Annotated in this window: 21 protein-coding genes, 1 pseudogene and 1 other annotated feature; all 22 genes and pseudogenes read right to left on the bottom strand. The window is 37.4% G+C overall.

From position 1 onward, the window contains the following. Positions 1-38: 38 nt before the first annotated feature. Complete coding sequence (locus AT575_RS02735; RefSeq protein WP_165778636.1) at positions 39-452, bottom strand: glycosyltransferase; 414 nt, start codon at positions 450-452, stop codon at positions 39-41. Between the two features lie 8 nt (positions 453-460). Next, complete coding sequence (locus tag AT575_RS02730) at positions 461-1,567, bottom strand: glycosyltransferase family protein (protein ID WP_102777046.1); 1,107 nt, start codon at positions 1,565-1,567, stop codon at positions 461-463. After that, positions 1,554-1,976 carry a hypothetical protein gene (locus AT575_RS02725; protein WP_129587060.1) on the bottom strand — a complete coding sequence of 141 codons (423 nt, stop codon included), beginning with the start codon at positions 1,974-1,976 and terminating at the stop codon, positions 1,554-1,556. Before AT575_RS02725 ends, AT575_RS02730 begins: the two co-directional genes overlap by 14 nt. Further along, positions 1,922-2,698 (bottom strand): hypothetical protein, encoded by a 777-nt coding sequence (locus AT575_RS02720; RefSeq protein ID WP_102777044.1) that lies wholly within the window; start codon positions 2,696-2,698, stop codon positions 1,922-1,924. Before AT575_RS02720 ends, AT575_RS02725 begins: the two co-directional genes overlap by 55 nt. Then, a complete protein-coding gene (locus AT575_RS10590) occupies positions 2,689-2,847 on the bottom strand; it encodes a hypothetical protein (RefSeq protein WP_165778635.1) in 159 nt (52 codons plus the stop codon). Before AT575_RS10590 ends, AT575_RS02720 begins: the two co-directional genes overlap by 10 nt. A 117-nt stretch (positions 2,848-2,964) precedes the next feature. Further along, a complete protein-coding gene (locus AT575_RS02715; RefSeq protein WP_003082623.1) occupies positions 2,965-3,204 on the bottom strand; it encodes a KH domain-containing protein in 240 nt (79 codons plus the stop codon). A gap of 9 nt (positions 3,205-3,213) precedes the next feature. Next, the gene (gene rpsP / locus AT575_RS02710) at positions 3,214-3,486 is read right to left on the bottom strand and encodes a 30S ribosomal protein S16 (RefSeq protein WP_102777043.1); all 273 of its coding nucleotides are present in this window, start codon (positions 3,484-3,486) and stop codon (positions 3,214-3,216) included. 138 nt (positions 3,487-3,624) lie between these two features. Next, positions 3,625-4,230 (bottom strand): TVP38/TMEM64 family protein, encoded by a 606-nt coding sequence (locus AT575_RS02705; RefSeq protein WP_102777042.1) that lies wholly within the window; start codon positions 4,228-4,230, stop codon positions 3,625-3,627. Further along, on the bottom strand, positions 4,223-5,449 hold the full coding sequence (locus tag AT575_RS02700) for an ABC transporter permease (RefSeq protein WP_102777041.1): 1,227 nt from the start codon (positions 5,447-5,449) through the stop codon (positions 4,223-4,225). The genes AT575_RS02705 and AT575_RS02700 overlap by 8 nt, the downstream gene beginning before the upstream one ends. Before the next feature lie 10 nt (positions 5,450-5,459). After that, positions 5,460-6,170, bottom strand: coding sequence for an ABC transporter ATP-binding protein (locus tag AT575_RS02695; protein WP_102777040.1), 711 nt, complete (start codon positions 6,168-6,170; stop codon positions 5,460-5,462). A gap of 23 nt (positions 6,171-6,193) precedes the next feature. Then, entirely contained in the window at positions 6,194-7,426 is a 1,233-nt protein-coding gene (locus tag AT575_RS02690) for an efflux RND transporter periplasmic adaptor subunit (RefSeq protein ID WP_102777039.1), read from the bottom strand. A gap of 279 nt (positions 7,427-7,705) precedes the next feature. Beyond that, on the bottom strand, positions 7,706-10,882 hold the full coding sequence (gene carB, locus AT575_RS02685) for a carbamoyl-phosphate synthase large subunit (RefSeq protein WP_102777051.1): 3,177 nt from the start codon (positions 10,880-10,882) through the stop codon (positions 7,706-7,708). Between the two features lie 58 nt (positions 10,883-10,940). Then, positions 10,941-12,029, bottom strand: a complete 1,089-nt coding sequence (locus tag AT575_RS02680) for a carbamoyl phosphate synthase small subunit (protein ID WP_102777038.1) — start codon at positions 12,027-12,029, stop codon at positions 10,941-10,943. A 26-nt stretch (positions 12,030-12,055) separates the two neighbouring features. Then, complete coding sequence (locus AT575_RS02675) at positions 12,056-12,988, bottom strand: aspartate carbamoyltransferase catalytic subunit (RefSeq protein WP_102777037.1); 933 nt, start codon at positions 12,986-12,988, stop codon at positions 12,056-12,058. Positions 12,989-13,034: 46 nt separating this feature from the next. Beyond that, positions 13,035-14,296, bottom strand: a pseudogene (locus AT575_RS02670) (uracil-xanthine permease family protein). A 14-nt stretch (positions 14,297-14,310) separates the two neighbouring features. Continuing rightward, a complete protein-coding gene (gene pyrR, locus AT575_RS02665; RefSeq protein WP_102777036.1) occupies positions 14,311-14,832 on the bottom strand; it encodes a bifunctional pyr operon transcriptional regulator/uracil phosphoribosyltransferase PyrR in 522 nt (173 codons plus the stop codon). Positions 14,833-15,047: 215 nt separating this feature from the next. Then, positions 15,048-15,947 carry an RluA family pseudouridine synthase gene (locus AT575_RS02660; RefSeq protein WP_102777035.1) on the bottom strand — a complete coding sequence of 300 codons (900 nt, stop codon included), beginning with the start codon at positions 15,945-15,947 and terminating at the stop codon, positions 15,048-15,050. A 2-nt stretch (positions 15,948-15,949) separates the two neighbouring features. Beyond that, positions 15,950-16,396: a signal peptidase II gene (lspA, locus tag AT575_RS02655; RefSeq protein ID WP_102777034.1), complete on the bottom strand. Its 447-nt coding sequence runs from the start codon at positions 16,394-16,396 to the stop codon at positions 15,950-15,952. After that, positions 16,393-17,310: a LysR family transcriptional regulator gene (locus tag AT575_RS02650; protein ID WP_102777033.1), complete on the bottom strand. Its 918-nt coding sequence runs from the start codon at positions 17,308-17,310 to the stop codon at positions 16,393-16,395. Before AT575_RS02650 ends, lspA begins: the two co-directional genes overlap by 4 nt. A 180-nt stretch (positions 17,311-17,490) precedes the next feature. Then, on the bottom strand, positions 17,491-17,784 hold the full coding sequence (gene rpmA / locus AT575_RS02645) for a 50S ribosomal protein L27 (RefSeq protein WP_003082817.1): 294 nt from the start codon (positions 17,782-17,784) through the stop codon (positions 17,491-17,493). A 27-nt stretch (positions 17,785-17,811) separates the two neighbouring features. Beyond that, the gene (locus tag AT575_RS02640) at positions 17,812-18,135 is read right to left on the bottom strand and encodes a ribosomal-processing cysteine protease Prp (protein ID WP_102777032.1); all 324 of its coding nucleotides are present in this window, start codon (positions 18,133-18,135) and stop codon (positions 17,812-17,814) included. A gap of 9 nt (positions 18,136-18,144) precedes the next feature. Continuing rightward, positions 18,145-18,459 (bottom strand): 50S ribosomal protein L21, encoded by a 315-nt coding sequence (rplU, locus tag AT575_RS02635; protein ID WP_071793309.1) that lies wholly within the window; start codon positions 18,457-18,459, stop codon positions 18,145-18,147. A 33-nt stretch (positions 18,460-18,492) separates the two neighbouring features. After that, positions 18,493-18,564, bottom strand: a sequence feature (ribosomal protein L21 leader region). Between the last annotated feature and the right edge of the window lie 54 nt (positions 18,565-18,618).

Raw genomic sequence — 18,618 nt, 5'->3', positions numbered from 1 at the left:
AACACTTTTTTGCATCCTAATTGGAAAGAGAATTTTCTTTATGAATTTTTTAAAAATTCTTGCCATTCTGCTAACAATTTTTCTTCGGTAAATCTGTGAGATAATTGGCGTGAATGTTGGTGGAAGGCAGCTTCTTCTTCAAATGTTAAGGAATAATAAGTTATGATTTTCTCTGCCATGGCATGAATAACCACTTCTTCATCAGCATTATGGTCATAATCGACTAAATAGCCATTTTTGCCATCTTCAATAAAAAGCTGATTACCATAATGAACATTCAAACCGATTAAGGACAAGCCATAACTTGCTGCTTCCAGTAGAGTTAAGCCAAAAGTCTCCCAGATAGAAGCTGATAAATAAACTTGATACTGAGGATAAATTTCCTCCAGTAACTGATGGCCACGCATATGAATATAAGAATCAGCATTGAGCTCTTTTATCAGCTCTGACAATTCCTCCCTCAGGCCCCCATCCCATAGATATCAAATTGCAATTGAGGAACTTGTTTCTTAGCGAGAACGACAGCTTTTATTAGCCAGTTAATCCGTTTGCGTGCATCTAAGCGTGAGGCAGTCATAAGCGAATAAGGCTTACGACTTGTTTCGGGATTATCTTTTAAGCTTGCACTTCCGACAGGGATGACCTCTACTCTCACCTGATAATCAAATTTCGCTTGGATATAGGCTTGTAAAGATTCTTTTTGCAATTGTGTTGATGTGATGAAGCAATCAATTTCTTTCATCTGTCGCAATAGGTAATAGTACTCATAATTAAAATAGAGGTAATGGCTATCATAATTTGGTTCAAAATAGTGATCCGAGTGCAGAAAAGCTGCTATTTTAGCATGGCCCTTATTCTTGAAGACCGGCTGGACAAAATCAAATTCCGTACTGCGATCGATAAATAGCCAATCTTCTGATGAAAGTGATAACCCTTTTAAGTACTTCTCAATTAATTCATGTTTACTCAAACGTTCACTATTATTTTTGAAAACATACTCTGAGCCATTTTGGCCAATTAATTCTTCATAGACCATTTTTCCTTTGCTAGAGTAGAAAACCCGTCTGTAAAGCTTTGCATAGACGTAGCCCTCATCTCCAACAGGATAGAAATACTCACTGTACAGTTTGCGATGGGTAAAATAATCCCTGCGCAGCAATTTCCCTTGAGCAAAAAAAGAAACACTATCAACACAATGACTATCTGCCTCTGAAAAGAGGACAGCCATCTGCAGTTGATGATTCCCTATATAATGCACTTCCTTCTCAGTCCTCTGAATGCGCTCCAATTTTTCCACTTGAGGGTAGTGGGCTTCAACTTCTTTCAGATTTAAACTGGGTAAATAAGAAACATCATCTAAAAAAGAAAAATGGACCGAATCAAGTTCTTCAGGTAAAATACCAGCATTTTGGGTATACATTTTAACATAAGGCCACTTCGGAACTTCCGTAAAAATAAATTTAGCCTCTTGTTTAAGCTCCCTCAACAGTTTTGCACGATAGCCTTGAGCATAGTCAACACCTGAAGGAGCATAGCCAACTAATAAATTGAAATTATATATTGTCATCTTCTTCTCCTATTCCATTTAGCTCAATGAATTGAAAAGGTAACTGTTCTCTTTGGAAATGGCAAAGCGCATTAAAGTGAGAGCTATCAGTAGCCAAGTCTCGCATCAGTTTAGCAAATTCCGTAATTTGTTGCACTTCAAAAAGAGTTGACGGCTCTTGAATCTGGGGCTGATGACAATAATCTTTGAAAGAAAGAATACACAAGTTTTCCAAAGCTGCGCGTGATAAAATATTATCAACTTCAATACTGCGATTGATATCCAGGTAAAAACTTGCCCGCTTCAAATATTGATTGACCTCATCTAAAGTAAGCAAGGGCAGAATTGTCACATTTGGATGGACATCTAATTGCATTAATTTATCAGAAACCGTTGTCCGAGCACCGATATAGAAAGTAAAGTCAGGCATAGCTCAATGAGCTCATCGATCTGATAAAGATAGTCACTAGCCGTTAAAATAAAAATCGACTTAGACGGCAACAGGATCATTTCATTTTGCTTATTCAAAACTTTAATGTAATGCGAAGAAAGAGATTGGCTTTGATCCGTGAAATCTAGAATCAAAGGTGTCTGAGCAAAATCACTCATAACTTTTTCAAAATCTTGATTCTCTTCAAAATTTAACCAGATCGTTTCAGCATCCATCCCTTTTAGGAGTTTTGGATTAGCTGCCGCAATGGCAAAGCTAGAAAGGTGTTTTTCACTCACAAAAGCCTTAAATAAGGCTAAACGATTGGGGTAATAGCCATCTAAGCTACCACGGTTATAGACAATTAAAGCCTGACTATTAGGTACCGTCTGTGCGAATTCACGGCCTTTACAATCATAATATATCTTTGTTTTTAATACATCATTATCATAAAAAACACTAGCTGTTTTTTTTCCGTATTTATTATATTCGTCAATGCATTGAATCTTTTCACACTTGTCTAACCAAGAAACTTTGGAAACATAGCGCTTGTTAACTGGTCGGCAAAAGTCAATAACCGCTTTTTTCTGACCCCAAAATTGAACGCGTCCACGTTCTCCAGGTTCTGTTCTTACTTCCCAGTAATCTGGTAATGCGAGATTATTATAATATAAGGGCTGAGCTTCATCTTCCTTCTGATAACCAGCTAAGGCTAAAAGCAAGGCATATGCCCATGTTCACTAAAAAAGTCATCGTCTAACCCCACATAGACGGTAACCAAGTCATTTAATTCTGCAAGCTTGAGCTGTATCTCAGCAATTTCAGCTTCATTAGTTGCAAGAACTAAAACTCTCTTTTCTCTCTCAATCATTTTTAAAACCTCTTTTTAATACTACCTATAATCATAACATATTCTGCCCTTCTTCGTTAAGTGACATGATAAAAAAAGACCCACCAGAATTTATCATTCAGGGGGGTCTCATAAGTCTTACTTCTCATCAATGACAAGTCTGACTTTTTTTCCTTGAGTTGGAACCGAATAAACAATCGATCTTATCGCTGTAATGGTACGACCTTTTTTTCCGATAACACGACCGATGTCTTGAGCATCCAAGTCAAGATGGTACTCTAGGAAATCTGGAGTATCTTCAATTTTAATGGTAAGATTGTCAGGTTGTGAAATCAAGGGTTTCACAATGGCGATAATAAGATTTTCAATGGTATCCATAGGCTTTTATTATTTAGAGAATTTTTGTTCGTGGAATTTAGTCATAACGCCTTCTTTTGAAAGAAGGTTACGAACTGTATCAGAAGGTTGTGCACCTTTAGCTAACCAATCAAGAATACGATCTTCTTTAAGCGTTACTTGATTTTCAGCTACTAATGGATTGTAAGTTCCAACTGTTTCGATGAAACGTCCATCACGAGGTGAACGTGAATCTGCAATGTTGATACGGTAGAAAGGTTTTTTCTTAGAACCCATACGAGTTAAACGAATTTTTACTGCCATGTTATAATGTCTCTTTTCTTATTTAGTATTATCGAGAAAGCACATAGTCATTTCTCACTTTACCTAGTATACTACGTCTCTTTTAGTCTGTCAAGTTTTTTTCTTGACAGACTAAAAGTTTTTTTGCTTTGGCTTTTGCTATAAAAGACTAAGCAAATGTCCCCCATAAATCCAAAAATATGAATAAAGAATAATAGAAATTGGACGACAGATAACCACAATTAAGATAAATCGCCGAAAACTGATCCGACTAAGTCCTGTAATCATAATCATGATATCAGCTGGTGCAATAGGTGAAAGCATATTTAATATAAAGAAGCGTTCATAAGTCTTTGAAGCTAACTTTCTTTCATACTTCTCCATTTGACTATCATTGATAAATAAGGAAACGAAAGGACGACCGTATTTTCTAACTAATAAGAATAGAATAGCCGATCCCAGAAAAATTCCCAAAGTATTTAAGAAAAATCCCAAGAATGGTCCAAAGGTCAAAAACCCAACTACAGTCGTAATACCTCCTGGTACAATGGGTACAACCACTTGAAATATTTGAAAACAAAAGAAGATTAAAGATCCCCAAAAAATATGATTTTTAATCATCTGCGATAGAATGGTTGGATTATGGAAGATATCCAATTTTCCAATCAGATAGGACACCAAGAGAACGGATAGAATGATGGAAAAAAGTCCAATCATCCGAAATACTTTCTTTAAACGTTCATGTTTGGGACCGTAATTATTCATAACGTAAAGCCTCAATCGGGTTTAATTTACTTGCCTTGTTAGCTGGTAATAGTCCAAAGATAATCCCGATGGTTGCCGAGAAGACAATAGCAATAATAGCCACATCAATCGATACCGATGCCCCCTTTAATTGCAACGCATTGCCTAAAACACCGACAATGGACCAAGCAAATAAAAGACCAATCAGACCTCCCAGAATAGTTAGAACAACAGATTCAATAAGGAACTGTGTTAGTATCTTTCCACGTGTTGCTCCCAGAGCTTTCCGTAAACCTATTTCACGAGTCCGTTCAGTAACAGAAACCAACATGATGTTCATTACACCAATACCACCAACAAGAAGGGATATCCCAGCAATAGAACCAATAACTGTCGTCATTATTCCAAACTGAGTGTTTATATCATTAATAATAGCACTATTATCAGGAATTGTATAATGTCCCCCTTTGACATGGGAAATGTTGGTTAACATTTTTGCAGCTTTGTTCCCTAACTCTGTACTGCGTTTGACATCTTCAACATGAACATAAATTTGACCAACTTCATCAACTTGAAACTCTGAAGCAACTTGCGTATTAGCCATTACGGCAGCGCCCATTTCCATACCACCAACAGAAACAGCTGCCATATCCGTTTTATAAACACCGACAACTAAATAATCCTTATTATTTACCGTTACAACTTTATTTAAGGCTTCTTGATATTTGTTCTGTCCAAATAGCTTATTGGAGAGATTATTATCGATAACAATGATTCGAGAAAAATTACTGTAATCGTCATCTGTTAATTTACGACCGGCAACAATATTATACTTTTTGATTTTGAAATAGTCCTTACTTGCTCCAGTAATACTGACATCTTTCATTTTTTTCTTGCCAAAGGAAATTTCAGCAGTCGTATTGTTGGTAAAATAATAAGAGTCGATACCATCAATATTCTTCACGATTTGTTCAAGCCATTCATTTTTGACTTGATTGGTATCCTCTTGGATATAAAAACTTGCATAAGGATCATCCGATTTTTCATCATCGGACTTAAAGTAAAGGCGTACCTCTTTTTGATTATTTGAAAAAGAGTCGGTAACACTATCCTTCATCGCATTCCCAAGACCCATGATAATAACAACCGCGGAAACACCAATGATAATCCCTAACATGGTCAAAAGCGACCGCATTTTATGCCCCCAGATAGAACTCAGGGCGAATTTCCAATTTTCCATAGAATTCCTCCTAATCTATCCGGACACTATCAGTAGTATCCGCCGTAATTTGACCATCACGAATAACGATTTTACGAGTGGCAAAATCAGCAATATCCGGCTCATGGGTAACCATAATAATTGTTTTTCCTTCTTTATTAAGATTTGTAAGAAGTTCCATTATCTGCTCTCCAGTCTTGGTATCCAAGGCTCCTGTTGGTTCGTCAGCTAAGATAATAGATGGATTATTGACCAAAGCACGTGCTATGGCAACCCTTTGCTTTTGACCGCCTGATAATTCTGAAGGCAAGTGCTTCATGCGCTTTTGCAAATCCACTTTTTCCAAATATTGCATGGCCAGATTCCGTCTTTTTGAGACGCCAATACCTGCGTAGATAAGCGGTAGCTCAACATTCTGTAAGGCAGTCAATTTTGAAAGCAGGAAAAACTGTTGGAAAACAAAGCCAATCTCGGCATTTCTGACACTTGCTAAATGACGGTCACTTAATTGATCCACTTCATTACCATTCAACCAATAGTCACCTTCGGTCGGACGATCAAGCAAGCCAATAATATTCATCAAGGTTGATTTACCTGAACCAGAAGGCCCCATAATAGCCAGGAACTCCCCTTCTTTCACTTGTAAATTAATATCCTTAAGAACCCTTAATTCCTGGTCTCCATTTTGATAAGTCTTATTGATATTAACTAATTTAATAAGCTCTTTCTTTTCTTTTGTCACCCAAATTCACCTCAGGTTTCTATTTACTTAGACTTTTTATTAGTATCTTCAGAGATGACACTTTCAAGCTTTTTACCGTCTTTAATAGATTTATCTGGATTAGAAATGACAATTTGCCCCACTTTAAGTCCAGTTAAAATTTCTTGATTTTTAGCGTCAGCGTTCCCTAAAGTTACCTCTGTTTTAGTCACCTTAGAGCTAGCATCATCATAGGTCCAAACATAGTTTTTACCTTTTTCCTTAAAGCTAGCATTGACAGGAACCAAAGTATGTTTATCCTGGTTAAGGATTTCAACAGTTACGGTAAATCCCTGTTTTAATTGATTTAATGGGCTGGTAATATCGACTTTATAGTCATAACTTGCGGCAGCTGAGCTAGACGCTGACTGTCCGGCTTCACCAGCTGAACCACTTTTATCACTAGGATAATTAGAGATGTAAGAAATTTTGCCATCCCAAGACTTATCAGTATAAACTTTGGATTTAATTTTAACCGCTTGGCCAACTTTTATCGTTGCTAAATCATATTCTGTTAAACTACCTTTAACTTGTAATTGCCCTTCGGAAACGACATGAACAAGCGTCTGACTCGTCTTAGAAGAAGGGTCTACATCGTTATTAACCTCAACAACAGTTCCATCATGACTACTTGTAACTACCGTTTGATTTAAAGCCTCCTGAGCTTTATTGACTTCTGCTTGAGCATCAGCATAAGCATCGTTCAAATCTTGTAACTGTTGGCTGTATGAAGCATTTGCTTCTTGAACAGGAGCTTGAGCTACCGCTTGTCCTCCTTCTTGACCATTTGTAGGACTGCTTGCCTCAGCAATTTGACCCGACATAGGGCTACCGTAGGTTTGTAAATAGTTTATTTGACGACCGACTTTATTCATTTGACGTACTGCTGTATCATAAGCCGCTTGAGCATTTGTTGTGTTATATTGGACCAATTGTTGACCTTCAGTTACTTTATCACCGACTTTGACAACAACTTCAGCATCACTACCTTTAGCCTGATCAAAATAAATGTATTCTTCAGAAAGTGCTTTAACATTGCCAGAAAGCAAAATAGTTGAAGAAATACTTCCTTCTTTAACATTAACAGCCGAATAAGATTCTTTCTCTTTACTATTGGCTAACTGGTTTTGCTGCTGAAAATATAGAATCCCACCAATTAATACAAGGGAGGCAACAACTGCTCCTGCTATTATCATCTTTGTTCTTTTAGTCATTTGACCTTTTTTTCTTCTCGCCATGGTGGTCTCCTATTCATTTTGTGTATTGTATTAATTATATAAGACAAGTATATAGCCTTTTGGGATGTCTGTCAAGTCAATTCCCATTTTTTTCCAATCAATTTAATAAAATGTCCTATATTCTCATTTTACTGTTTTTGAGAAAGGCTGACCTTACACTTTTGTAATAAAAAAACCAGAACGGAGATTTGTTCTGGCTCTAATAAAAATAATAATAATAAATATCTACTTATTGGATATCTAATTTCAAATTACATCCAAACTAATTTCTGTCATTTTTTAGATTGCTTGGGTTGTAAAACTACGACTCTCTAACACTTTCAACATTGCATCAGCTGTATCCAAAGCTGTAAATAAAGGAATTCCTTTCTCAACCGCTGAACTTCTAATAATGTGACCATCAAAGTCTGCCACACGTTTTTTACCAACAGTGTTAATAATAGCTTGAACCTGATCTTTACGAATTAAACTTGGGATATCAAAATGGCTATCTCCAATTTTAGAAACTTTATCAACTTGCAAACCATTATTAGTGAAATATTGAGCAGTTCCATCAGTTGCAAAAATCCGATAACCTAGGCTTTCAAATCGTTTTGCCAATAAAAATGACTCTTCCTTATCTTCATCAGCAATAGTAAAAATAATATTTCCATACTCATTGAAATGCTGATAACTTGCTTCAAAAGCCTTATATAATGCCTTTTCTAAAGTCACATCAGAGCCCATAACTTCACCAGTCGACTTCATCTCTGGTCCCAACAGAGAATCTACTTGGGAAAGTTTATTAAATGAAAAGACAGGTGCTTTGACATGAACTTGATCATCTATAGGATATAGACCGTCTTGATATCCTAGGTCTTTTAAGTTCTGTCCTAAAATGATTTTTGTAGCTATCTGAGCCATTGGGATTTTTGTAACTTTTGACAAAAATGGAACTGTCCTACTCGCACGTGGGTTTACTTCAATCACATAAACTTCAGAATCTTTAATAACAAACTGAATATTCATCATGCCTATACAATTCAATCCAATAGCTAAGCGTTTTGTATAATCGATTATGGTATGGATGACATCATCTGAAAGATTTTGCGGAGGATAGACAGCCATCGAATCACCAGAATGGACACCGGCCCGTTCAATATGCTCCATAATTCCTGGTATAAGGACATCCTTACCATCTGAAATGGCATCAACTTCACATTCTCTACCAAGAATATATGAATCAATCAGAACTGGATGATCCGGACTCGCTTTTACCGCTGTTCGCATATATGCTTGCAAGTCTGACTTATTTTCAACAATTTCCATTGCTCGTCCCCCCAACACATATGACGGACGAACTAATACCGGAAAACCAATTTTTGTTGCTGCCTGCAAGGCCTCTGCTTCATTGGTAGCAGTTTGACCAGGTGGCTGTGGAATGTGCAAGCTTTGTAATGCTTTTTCAAAAAGTTCGCGATTCTCAGCCCTATCCAAGTCATCAACTTGTGTTCCTAGAATTCTTACTCCGGTATCGGACAAGACTTGAGCTAGATTAATGGCTGTTTGTCCACCAAATTGAAGTACCACTCCTTTTGGTTTTTCTAACTCAATAACATTCATGACATCTTCAAAAGTTAGTGGTTCAAAATAAAGTTTATCTGAAACAGAGAAATCTGTAGAAACAGTTTCTGGATTTGAATTCATGATGATGGCTTCGAATCCTGCTTCTTGAATCGCTTTTACAGAGTGAACAGTTGCATAGTCAAACTCCACACCTTGACCTATCCTTATAGGACCTGAACCAATCACCAGAATTGATTCTTTTTCAGAAATTAAGGACTCATTTTCCCATTCATAAGTTGAATAGAAATAAGGTGTCTCAGATGTAAACTCTGCTGCACAGGTATCGACCATCTTATAAACAGGAATAATATTGTTTTCACGACGAATTATCCTGATATCAGTTTCATTTAGTTGCCACAAATCAGCGATTTTTTGATCTGAAAAACCATATCGTTTGGCTTCTTTTAATAAATCTAGATTTCCTTTACTCTCTTTTAGTAAATTTTCTAATTCTGATATATGTAGTAACTTGTCAAGAAAGAAGAGATCAATTTTGGTATGGTTATTAAGTTCTTCAACCGAAAAACCTCTACGTATAGCTTCCGATAGATAGAAAAGTCGGTCATCTTGAGCATGAACAATTTTTTCTAAAAGCGTATCATCAGAAAGCAATGTCAATTCTTTCATTTCATTATGACAGACCCCTATTTCCAATGATCGACAAGCTTTTAGAAGAGACTCTTCAATATTCCTTCCAATTGCCATGACTTCACCTGTTGCCTTCATTTGGGTCCCTAGGTTGCGGTCGCCATTTTCAAATTTATCAAAAGGAAAACGAGGAATCTTTGCCACAACATAGTCAAGTGCTGGCTCAAACATGGCATAAGTTGTACCAGTTACAGGGTTAACCATCTCGTCTAAAGTTAATCCTACTGCAATTTTAGCAGCTAACTTGGCAATAGGATAGCCGGTTGCTTTTGATGCTAATGCAGAGGACCGGGAAACGCGAGGGTTTACTTCAATGACATAGTAATTAAAAGAGTTTGGATCCAGTGCTAACTGAACATTACATCCACCTTCGATCTTTAATGCTCTGATAATACTCAAACTGGCATCACGTAAATGTTGATTTTCAATATCTGATAATGTTTGTGTTGGTGCAAAAACAATTGAATCACCTGTATGAATGCCAACTGGATCAAAATTTTCCATATTACAAACAACTAAAGCATTATCTGCTGCATCACGCATTACTTCATATTCAATTTCTTTATAGCCTGCAATGGATCTCTCAATGAGACACTGAGTAACTGGAGATAACTTTAAGCCTTTAGCTGCTGTTTCTCTCAATTCTTTTTCATTTCCGCACATGCCTCCACCTGTACCACCAAGTGTGAATGCTGGACGAACAATTATTGGATAACCAATTGTTTTAGCAAAATCAAGAGCCTCATCAACGGTTGTTACAATTTGAGATTCGGGAATTGGTTGTTTTAATTCTTCCATCAATTGCTTAAATAAATCTCTATCTTCCGCTTGATCAATAGCTGACAATGATGTTCCCATTAATTCAATGTTCAAGCTTGAAAGTATGCCCGATTTTGACAATTGCATTGCCATATTTAAGCCTGTTTGCCCACCTAAAGTTGGAAGAATAGCATCTGGGCGTTCTTTTCTTAAAATATGACTTACAAATTCCAAAGTGATGGGTTCAATGTAAACCTTATCTGCAATTTCTTTGTCTGTCATAATTGTAGCTGGATTGGAGTTAACTAAAATAACTTCATAGCCTTCTTCTTTCAAGGCTAGACAAGCCTGTGTTCCTGCATAGTCAAATTCTGCGGCTTGCCCTATAATAATTGGTCCCGAACCAATGACCATAATCTTTGAAATATCTGTTCTTTTTGGCATCATGCTACCTTTCTATCATACAAAGAATTCCTTATTACAACTATAATATACTTAAGAGTTAATTCTTGTTCTTCTTGATCTTAAATGCATCTATCATCTCGATAAAGTCATCAAAAAGGTATGAAGAATCGTGTGGTCCTGGTGCAGCGTCTGGATGAAACTGAACAGAAAAAGCTGGATAATGTTTATGTCTCAAACCTTCAACCGTCTTATCATTTATCTCTTCATGAGTAACCAAAAGGGAATTTGGTAGACTTTCACGGTCTACAGCATAGCCATGATTTTGACTTGTGAAATCGATTTTTCCTGTGGCAATCTCCCTTACTGCGTGATTAAAGCCTCTATGACCAAATGACATCTTAAATGTTTTTGCTCCATTAGCTAAACTAAAAAGTTGGTGACCCATACAAATTCCAAAAATTGGAAATTTACCTTGAATGCCTTGTATCATGGTTAAAGCCTTTGGCAAATCTTCAGGATTACCTGGCCCGTTTGATAACATGACACCATCTGGATTTAATTCACAAATTTCTTCAGCTGTTGTCGTATGAGGAACTACTGTCACATGACACTGACGTTTCGCAAATTCTCTTAAAATAGAATGTTTGAGACCGAAATCAACGAGTACAATATTTTTGCCAATTCCGGGTGCTGGGTAAGCCGACTTGGTTGATACCATTTCAATATTATTGATTGGCAAAACAGTAGCTTTTAACTGGTCTAGTAGATGCTCTATACTATCCCCATCATCAGCAATGGTGGCTTTCATAGTTCCGCATCGTCTAATCATTTTAGTTAAAGCTCTAGTATCAATTCCTGAAATCCCAGGGATTCCCTTATTTTTCAGAAACTGATCTAATGTCATTTGTTGACGCCAATTACTAGCACGACGACTAACTTCTGAAACAACAACTCCTTTACAAGTCGGATTTATCGACTCATAGTCGTCTCTGTTAATTCCATAATTTCCAATCAACGGAAAGGTAAATATTAGAATTTGCCCATTATAGGATTGATCGGTAATGGACTCTTGATATCCTGTCATTCCTGTATTGAAAACAATTTCGCCTGTAACATCAATATCTGCACCAAAGGCTTTGCCTTCAAATACAGTTCCATCTTCTAATATTAATAGTCTCTTTGTCATAGCTCCCCTTTATCAGTCGTTTATACTTACTTCGTTTGACGTCCATTCATGATGGCTTCTAACATTGCCATTCTAACGTATACGCCATTTTCCATTTGGGCAACTATTCTTGCTTTAGGGGCTTCTACAAGCGAGTCCGCAATTTCAGCGTCACGGTTAACAGGGGCTGGGTGCATGATAATTGCTGAATCTTTTAATTTGCTATAACGTTCTTCAGTAAGGCCAAATGTTCTGTGATAGTCTTCTTTTGAAAAACCAGCTGAGCCATTATGGCGTTCATGTTGGACACGTAAGAGCATGAGTACATCTAAGTCTTCGATAATGTCATCAATGGCTTTATATTGTCCATAAGCCTCAAATTCTTCTGAATACCATTCATCTGGACCTGCGAAATAAATTTCTGCTCCTAAGCGTTTCAAAATTTGCATATTTGATTTAGCAACGCGAGAGTGTGTTAAATCACCTGCAATACAGATTTTTAAGCCATCAAAATGGCCATATTCTTCATAAATAGTCATCAAATCAAGCAGACATTGACTTGGGTGTTGTCCAGAGCCATCACCACCATTGACAATGGAGGCGGTAATGGTTGGGCTATCAATCAGTTCTTTATAGTAATCAACTTCAGGGTGGCGGATGACACAAACTTCAACTCCGAGTGCACTCATTGTCAAGACTGTATCATATAAGGTTTCACCTTTTTTCACGGAGCTAGTATCCGTATTAAAATCAATGACATGCATCCCTAATCTTCTTTCGGCAACTTCAAAGGATTTATGTGTCCGTGTTGAGTTTTCAAAGAAGAGATTAGTTGTGAAAATCGATGAATAGTCAGGTAGTTCAACTTTACCTGCTTTAAATTCCGAACCTCTTTTGATTAAAGCTAAGACTTCTTCATTGCTTAGCATTTCCATTGATACTAAATTGCTAACCACGACTTGATTATTGATGACTGACATATTATTTCCCCTTTTTCTTTGTTATCTATGAAGATTTGGTTAACGGTTATTTGTTTTCAGGTAAGATTTGGTAAAGGATAATTCCCAAAAGCGTTGAGAAGGCAACACCAGAGATTTGTAATCCTTTTACTTGCAACATTAATCCCCCAATACCAGATACAAGAATGACACTGGAAATGAGGAGGTTTTTCTTACTATCCATATCTACTTTTGATTCAATCAGTATCTTGAGACCACTTGAAGCAATTACGCCGAAGAGGGCTACCGAGATACCACCAATAACTGGTGATGGTATTGATTGGATGAGAGCTGAAATTTTTCCGACAAAACTTAGGAGGGCTGCAATGACTGCGGCACCAGCGATAACATAGACTGAGAAAATTTTGTTCAAGGCCATAACACCAATGTTTTCACCATATGATGTTACAGGGGGGCACCTAGGAAACCAGCAACAATTTGTGCCAATCCATCACCTGTAAGGGTTTTGTCTAGGCCTGGATCCTTGAAATAGTCACGGTTTGTAAGGCTGTTAAGAACCATAACGTGTCCAAAGTGTTCTGTCATGGTTACAAAGGCGATTGGTGCCATTGTTAAGATTGCGCTAGGATATAATTTAAATCCGTATGATAAGAATGGGATTGAGACACTTGGAACACTGAACCACTTAGCTTGAGCAACTTGAGTGAAGTTAATGATTTCTTGTCCAGTTACCATTCCGACAATTAAAGCAAAGACGTAACCAATGAGTAAGCCAAGTAGGATTGGGATAATGGCTACCATACCTTTACCGTATACGTTGAAGAAGATTACAGCTAGTAAAGTTACCATTCCAATCAATAAGTAGATGAGGTCGTATTTGCCATCTTTTAACATGACACTATTAACTGCTGTTGTTGCTAAGCTTAGTCCGATAACCATGACGATTGGTCCAACTACGATTGGCGGTAGAATTTTGTCAATCCAGTCATTCCCAATAGCTTTCACAACTAGTGCTACGATGAGATAAACGAAACCGCCTGTTATTGCTCCCTGAGCAACAGCTCCGATACCATCAGTTTTCATTAGCATTTGCATGGCTGCAATATAAGCAAAACTTGAACCCATATAAGCTGGGATTTTAAATTTAGTGACTGATAAGTGAGCTAAAGTTCCTAAACCACTTGAAAGTAGTGCTACAGAAGGATCAATACCAACCAAGATTGGTACTAAAACAGTCGCTCCAAACATGGCAAATAAGTGTTGGAAGGATAACCCAAAGAGAATTCCTGTTTTTGGCATTTCCTCTACATCATACATTACGTCTTTCATTTTTTCCCCTTTTCTTAAGACGGATCGACAATAGTCACACGATCTTGACCATCAACTTCGACTACTTCAACGACAATTTCTTCAACACTACTTGTTGGAATATTTTTACCAACATAGTCAGCTCTAATAGGAAGTTCACGGTGGCCCCGATCAACTAGGACTGCCAAACTGACACGGGCTGGTCTTCCCAAACTAACCAAATTATCAATTGCCGCTCTGATGGTTCGACCAGTGTAGAGAACATCATCAATTAATATAACATCTTTTCCAGTGATATCAACTGCCATTGATGTGGTATCCTCTTCCACTTTCATATCATCTCTAAAAGGTTTGGTATCAAGTTCTCCTATTGGTAAATCGATACCTTCTAATTCTTTAAGTCTTGCTTGAATGCGCCGTGCCAGATGAACCCCTCTAGTCTTAATTCCTGCAAGAACCAGATTGTCTAAGTTCTTATTGCGTTCAATTATTTCATACGTTATCCGTGTGATGGCCCTTTTCATGGTCACATCATCGACTATTTCTTTAGTTTTCATTTTAACCTCCTCAAAATGATACAAAAAAAATCTCCTTAAACAAGGAGATTCCACAAAATGATGGCACACTTGAAAAAGCATACACTTCGGTCTTGACTGGTCTCCTTGACAGCCTCACGGGACTGTTTTAAAGGAATATCAAATTTTTAATAGTATAGCAAAATTCATTTTGAAATACAAGATATTTTGTAACTTTTTTTGAAAATTGTGACCCTTTAGTTTGATGCCTGACTGCGTAACTGTTCCAAATTTTTCAAGAAAAGGGCAGGAGGCTCTGCGGTAAAGGTCATTAATTCACCCGAGGTCGGGTGAGTCAGGCCAAGAGTTTGAGCGTGTAAGAATTGACCTGCCCCTTTTAAGGTCTTGCGAGGCCCATAAAGTGGGTCACCAGCAACCGGATGACCAATATAGGCCATGTGAACACGAATTTGATGGGTTCTGCCGGTTTCTAATGTTAATTCTAGCAATGTATAATCACCGAAGCGTTCAAGGACATTGAAACGTGTAACAGCATCTTTTCCTTTGACACTCACGGCTTGTTTTTTCCGGTCTTTGTCACTACGACCAATTGGTGCTTCAATCATGCCACGATCATTTGGTAAATTACCGTGAACAATAGCTAAATATTTGCGTAAAGATTTTTTAGCCTTGAGTTCATCAGCTAAAATATGATGAGCCTTATCATTTTTAGCAACCATTAAAAGACCAGAGGTATCTTTATCAATCCGGTGGACAATGCCAGGTCGTACAACACCATTAATGGAAGATAAATCCTTGATATGATACATGAGCGCATTGACTAAGGTTCCACTGGTATGACCAGCTGATGGATGAACCACCATTCCTTGAGCCTTATTGATAATGGCAAGATCACTATCTTCATAGATAATCTCAATAGGAAGATCTTCCGCTTGGTATTCTAGGATTTCCTCTTCGGGCATTTGATAAGTTATCAAATCACCCTGTTGAACATTGTATTTGGCTTTGGCTGTCTGCCCATTGACCTGGACCAGCCCTTTTTTAATTTGCTCATTTGCTTGACTTCGAGAAAGTGCTGTTGCATCCGCAACAGCTTTGTCTAATCGAAGGCCAGCTTCTTCTATTGTAAATTCCATGCTTATTCTTCCTTCCAAAAGACAATCACTAATAATAAGACACCTACTGAGAGGTAGGAATCGGCCACGTTAAAAATGGCAAAGTTCATAAAATCCAAATGGACCATATCGACCACATATGATAATCTTAAACGATCTATAAAATTACCAATGCCACCTGAAATAATCAATAGCAAGGCTATTTCTTTCAGTAATGTTATGCTTTTAGATTTAAAATAATATATAATAGCAGCGCCGATGATAGCAATTGTCATCAGGGTAAAAAACCATTGTTGGTTTTGTAAAATGGAAAAGGCAGCTCCGCGATTCTGCAAATAAGTCAGACTAAAAAGTCCAGGTATAAATGGTCTAACTTCCCCTAATGGGATTTCTTTGACGATCCACCATTTGCTGGCTTGATCCAGAATAATGAGGAGGCTTGAGACAAAGAGTAATTTTAATGCTTTCATGCTTTCTCTTTCTGACAATAAGATTCCAAGTATTCCTTCAGTAAGGTGATAAATGTTAAGGCTGATGGTGTGAGATTGCGATCTTGGCGTTTGACATAGACCATTTTATTTTCTAAATGGTCTTCAACGGGTATGACTTTAATGGCATTAACTGACTCTTGGTCAATATAACCCGAACCTGTCGCAAAAGCTTCCGTTCTTTCAAGAATGCCATTTAAGGTTGCCCGGTCTGTGACATAGTAAGTAATGTCTGTTTCATTGGTATTAACGAAGTTCTCTGAATAATAAAGATACTCGTCTTTTTCCTGAGTAAACTTGACCACTGGATAACCTTCTAATTCAGTTATCTTAACACTTTCTTTTTTAGCTAGTGGATGGTTCTCTCCTAAATAAACATGGGTTTGGAAGCTATCTAATTCCTGATATTCCAAGCCTAGTTTTTCCATTCTTTGATAGAGACCCTTACGATTTTGCAGATTTAAATAGATAATACCAATTTCACTATTCCCTTGTGCCACTTCATCTAGAATTTGAATCGTGGTTGTTTCAAATAAACGAAGACGCTTATTTTGACTGTTCTTTTCCGCAAATTCAGTGATGATTGGTGCTAAGAAATCATAATGTTGACTGGCAACTGAAAACTCATTTTGGTCAAATTCAGATTCTGAAAATTGTTTTTCAAAGGAATCAAAACATTTAACCACTTCTAAGGCTTTTTCATAAAAGACTAAACCTTGTGTTGTTAAGACCGTTCCTGTAGTTGTCCGATTAAAAATTTTAAAATTTAATTCTTCTTCCAAGTCTTTGATTGACACCGACAAACTTGGTTGGCTGACATATAATTTACTTGCAGCTTCACGAAATGTTCCGTTATTTGCTATGGCGACGACATAGCGTAATTGTTGTATATTCATAAATCAATCCTTTTTCCTGTAAGAGTTATTATACCACAAAAACCGATTTTACCGCACCTATTTGGAAGGACAGTGCGCGTTAAACTTGCTGAGGTGCCATAACCACATATGAGCTCAGCTCTGCTATTCTCAAAAGCATAAAGAAAAACTCTCTGACGAGCAGAGAGTTCTATTTCAAAATTATTTAGCAACTGGGTATACAGATACTTGACGTTTGTCGCGACCTTTACGTTCGAAACGTACCACACCTTCAACTTTAGCGAAAAGTGTGTCATCTCCACCACGGCCAACGTTTACGCCTGGATAGATATGAGTTCCGCGTTGACGGAAAAGAATTGAACCACCTGATACAGTTTGTCCGTCAGCAGCTTTAGCGCCTAGACGTTTAGCTTGTGAATCACGTCCGTTTGATGTAGAACCTCCACCTTTTTTGTGGGCGAAAAGTTGCAAGTTAGCAAGATTCATTTTTAACATAATGTTGTTTCCTCTCTTAAATTAAATTTAGATGACCTTTGTTTTGACAAATTCTGAGGAATTTTCAGACAAATTAGTCATTCCTAGAAGAAATGATTCAAATAATAATTGAACCTTCTCCTGATTGTCATGTGGGACTGAAATCTTCATGTACCCACCTTCAACCTGATCGACATGTAAATCGGCATCAGTATTTGTTAGTATTTCTAGCGAATTAATAAAGTTAATAGCCAATGTACTCACAGATGCGCAGACAATATCAAAGCCATATTCACCACTTCCAGCATGCCCTGTCAGTGTGACACTGTTTAAAGAACCATCTGGATGACGAGTAAAAATTGCTTTAATCATGCGACTAAATTATGCGTTGATTGCGTCAATGACAACTTTAGTGTAAGGTTGACGATGACCTTGTTTACGGTGACTACCTTTTTTAGGTTTGTATTTGAAAGTAACAACTTTCTTTTGTTTTCCTTGTTTTTCAACAGTTCCAACAACAGTAGCTCCTTCAACAACTGGAGTACCAACTACAGTTTTGTCACCACCTACAAGAACAACTTCGTTAAAAGTTACTTCTGCTCCAGCTTCTGCGTCAATTTTCTCAACGTAGATTGCTTGACCTACTTCAACTTTAACTTGTTTTCCACCAGTTTTGATGATTGCGTATGTGCTCATGATGCACCTCCTATAAATATTTTGACGAGGTTTCCCTCTGTGAAGACTCGCCTGGAATCGTGAGATTACTCTACTTTAACGATTTTCGCGCGGTTGCACAGGATGTGCATTTAGTCAACATTACTATTATAGCACTCTTTTTGAATTAAGCAAGTGATT

Origin of the sequence: Streptococcus penaeicida (assembly GCF_002887775.1) — a bacterium.
In the GTDB taxonomy this organism is placed as follows: Bacteria; Bacillota; Bacilli; order Lactobacillales; family Streptococcaceae; genus Streptococcus; species Streptococcus penaeicida.
The sequence above is the reverse complement of the archived record's forward strand: the minus strand, read 5'-3'. Positions and strand labels throughout refer to the sequence as shown.